At 27.3% G+C, this 3,762-nt stretch carries 4 protein-coding genes; 1 reads left to right on the forward strand and 3 read right to left on the reverse strand.

Features of this window, described 5'->3' with window-relative positions; translation table 11 throughout:
• Positions 1 to 121 precede the first annotated feature (121 nt).
• Both I4U58_RS12970 and gpr read right to left on the reverse strand, forming a co-directional pair.
• Positions 122 to 1,093 (reverse strand): stage II sporulation protein P, encoded by a 972-nt coding sequence (locus I4U58_RS12970; RefSeq protein ID WP_195931761.1) that lies wholly within the window; start codon positions 1,091 to 1,093, stop codon positions 122 to 124.
• Positions 1,094 to 1,110: 17 nt separating this feature from the next.
• Positions 1,111 to 2,055 carry a GPR endopeptidase gene (gene gpr, locus I4U58_RS12975; protein WP_195931762.1) on the reverse strand — a complete coding sequence of 315 codons (945 nt, stop codon included), beginning with the start codon at positions 2,053 to 2,055 and terminating at the stop codon, positions 1,111 to 1,113.
• A gap of 254 nt (positions 2,056 to 2,309) precedes the next feature.
• Between gpr and rpsT the strand changes: the two genes are divergently transcribed.
• A complete protein-coding gene (gene rpsT / locus I4U58_RS12980) occupies positions 2,310 to 2,576 on the forward strand; it encodes a 30S ribosomal protein S20 (RefSeq protein ID WP_195931763.1) in 267 nt (88 codons plus the stop codon).
• A 106-nt stretch (positions 2,577 to 2,682) separates the two neighbouring features.
• On the opposite strand, the gene holA is transcribed toward rpsT, so the two are convergent.
• Entirely contained in the window at positions 2,683 to 3,729 is a 1,047-nt protein-coding gene (holA, locus tag I4U58_RS12985) for a DNA polymerase III subunit delta (protein ID WP_195931764.1), read from the reverse strand.
• Positions 3,730 to 3,762 lie beyond the last annotated feature (33 nt).

Below are 3,762 nucleotides of genomic sequence, written 5' to 3' on the forward strand. Positions count from 1 at the left end.
CATCCTATAGCTATATTTATCATAAAAATTATAGATAATGTTTTAAAAGTTATTGTTCTCTTCTTTTTATTTTTTCTATTATTTATTCTTTCATCTAATGTAGGCATTTATTTATTCTTTCTCAATTATTTTTTATATTTTGTTCTTTAAAATATCCATCTATTACTTGTGCTATATATTTCGCACTCGCTTGAGCTTCTGCAGTAGTAGTACCATTACTTCCTACTTCTACTAATATAGCATTGTCTGAGATACTTTGATTGAATCTACCATAAGGTTTTAATACTACTGGCATTATCAAATCAGGATATTTTTTCTTAGCGTATTCAGTTAATCCATCAGCTAATTTTTGTACTTTTTCAACATCATCATTTCTAGCACCTACAACAAAGAAAAATTTAGCTACTTTTTCTCCATTTATTGTTGTAGTGTATTTATTGTGAATATTATTTTTTGTAGCTTGATTAGCTATATTAAGACCGTCTCTATGTAGGTCTATAGTTATATTTACATCATTATATTGATTCATTACAGATTTTATAGTTTCTGCACTTCTTGCATATGAATTATTATATGTGGGACTATCATGAAAAGTAGTAGAATGAACTACTCCCCATCCCAAGTTAGACAGTTGGTTTGTAAGTAAACATCCAACAGACATAACTGAGTGGTCCTTATCTTCAGAGTGATAATTTCCTTTTGGTGAATCAGAATATGTTTCACAACTGTGACTGTGGTATATCAAAATTTGTGGTTTATTGTTAGTAACTCTTAATTTTGAATTATATACACTACTGTCTAATGTTATACCATTAGCATTTGTTGTTTTTGCAACAGGAATATTAACTTCTCCTACATATACATTAACAAACTGATTATTTGTAGCTTTATTATTATTTGTAGTTGTATCTTCTTTATTTGATTGATCGCTTTTATCTGTATTTTGTTCATCTTTTTCTATAACTTTAACTTCGGGATAAGAATATTTTATTAAGTTTTTAAATAATCCATTCTTATCAAGCCCTAATGTAATACTTGGTATTGTAAATAATAAAATAGCTATACTTATTACTTTAGCAAATTTATTATACATATTTCTCCTCCTTAGTTTTAAATCCTTCCTGGATGGAGGGACCTATTTAATCCTTCGCTTATTATTATCGCTAGATTTTCTATTGTTTCGTCTATGTCTTTTGGAGTTACAATTAAATTTTTATCGTATGGGTCTAAAGAATCTTTAATTAATTGGTATTTTTCTTCTTCTTTTAATTTTTTAAGCATTGTATAAAAGCCACTGCTTTCTTTAGATACTTCCATTAAATTATCTATAGCTAAATCTAGCACATCTATCGTAAGTGTGGCAGCGTCTACTACTGTAGGTACGCCTATTGCAATTACATCTACACCTAAATAAGATTTATCTAATGCTTTTCTTTTATTACCAACGCCTCCTCCTGGTGCTATACCACCAGTTGATATTTGAATAGTTGCATTAACTCTATCCATTTTTCTAGATGCCAATGCATCTATTGCAACTACTCTATCTGGTTTAATTTTGTCTACGATTGATTTTACTATTTCTACTGTTTCAATACCTGTAATCCCCATAACTCCTGGACTCAATGCTGCTACTTCAGAAAAGTCATCATCATAGTCTTTGTTGTAGTTTTTAAAAATATGGCGAGTTACAAGTGTTTTTGATACTGCTCTAGGCCCTAGTGCATCTGAGGTAATGTTCCAGTTTCCTAGTCCTATTACTAGAGTTCGTTTAGATTGATCTGTTCCAAATACATCTATTAGTTCGTCTTTTAGATAATTTATAACTTTTTCTCTAGAATCGTCATCATCAAATTTCATTAAGTCGCTTTCTAGAGTTATATATTTACCTATTTCTTTATTCATTATTTTTGAACCAGTTTCATTTATTATTTCGACTGTAGTAACAGTGCAATCTTCTAGTTCTTTTGTGTCTACTACGACTCCATCAAGAGCTGTCGACTGTTCTTCACATATTTCTGTCGCCTCAAGTGCTAAATCTGTTCTTATACTTATCATAAAAACCTCCAAATGTTATTAAGTCTTATTGAAAAACATTTTAATCATATTTAGTAAACAGAATTATAGTTTTAATTTCTGTTTTTTAACTTTGATTATAATTATTAACTCTTTTACGATTTTTAAACATAATTTAAATAAAAGTTAAATTAAATTAAAACTATTGAATATTAATACTTGATTTTTATTTTTATTTCTGTTAAAATCAAATATGTTGACGATGAGAATAATAAATTTTATGGGAGGTGAACAGGTTGGCTAATATAAAATCTGCTAAAAAGAGAATAAAAGTTATCGATAAGAAAACTGATTTAAACAGAGTTAGAAAATCACAAGTTAAAACAGCTATAAGAAGATTCGAAGAAGCTGTTACTGCTGGTAACGTAGAAGAAGCTACTCAAAGATTCCAATTCGCTCAAAAGAAAATATCTCAAGTTGCTTCTAAAGGAACTATACACAAAAACGCTGCTGCTAGAAAAGTAGCTAAATTAGCTCAAAAATTAAACTCTATGAACGCTTAATAAGAAGTTTAATTTGTGCATAAATTGGCCCTTGATTAATTTCAAGGGTTTTTTATTTTGTAAAAATTTAAATAAAAGAAAAAGTCTTCCCCTTTTTAGGAAGACTTTAACTCACTCTTCTCTGGCAGTACTTACTTACTAACATTTCTATAGCAAGTGTATCCCTCATCAGACCATTTTTTATTTTATAATCACTCTCTAGTATATAATTTAACATATCTATTATCATATCTTCTGTAAAGTTCTTACTTATTTTTATCGATTTATTTACTATAAATAAAGAAGTTTTTAATTTTTCTGATATACTTTTATTATTTAGTCCTTTATTTAATAATTCTTTTACTTGGAGCACTGTTTTAAATTGTCTATTTATCATAGCAAAAATTCCTAAAACAGATTCCCCTTCATTTATCATATCATTTAGTATTTTTATAGCACTTTGTGAATTTTTATCTCCAATATAATCAATTAGTTTAAAAATATCATTTTCTATCTTTTTTTGTGAAAGTCTATCTATTATTTCATTTGTAACTTGTGTATCTGTTCCTGCAAAAGAACTTATCTTTTTTATTTCGTTGTCTATATCAGATAATGTAAATTCATTATTTTTATCTTTATATCCAGTAGACTCAATAAAGTACATAATTTGTGCATTTTCTATCATTATGTTGTTTTCTGTAAATTTCTTTTTAGACCATTTAAACAGTTCCATATCAGATATTTTTTCACAATTATAGACAACTCCATTTTTACTTATTCTGTTTACAATGCTTTTTCTTTTATCAATTTCACCATATACAGTAAAAACTAAAATAGTAGTATCAGGAATATTTTCTAGGTGCTCAGCAAGAGTTTTTTCTTCTTTATCAGAAAAATTCTTTTTCTTAGCTTTTGTAAGCAATTCGAAATCCTTTACTATTACTATTTTTCTTTCATCCATAAATGGAAGTGTTTCTATAGAACTAAGCAATTGTTCTAATGTAATTTCTTTGCCATCTATTATATCTAAATTGAAATCGATCATACTTTCGTTCAAAGATTCTCTAAATAATTTTATAGTATTATCTATTAAATAGTGCTCTCTACCATATAATAGATAAATTTTTTCAAAATTTTTAGCTTTTATATTATAGACAATATCCTTGTATTTCATTTTCTTGCTCCTTCATAGTTTTAATTTCTTTGT

Origin of the sequence: Clostridium sp. 1001270J_160509_D11 (assembly GCF_015667935.1) — a bacterium.
Classification (GTDB): domain Bacteria; phylum Bacillota; class Clostridia; order Peptostreptococcales; family Peptostreptococcaceae; genus Intestinibacter.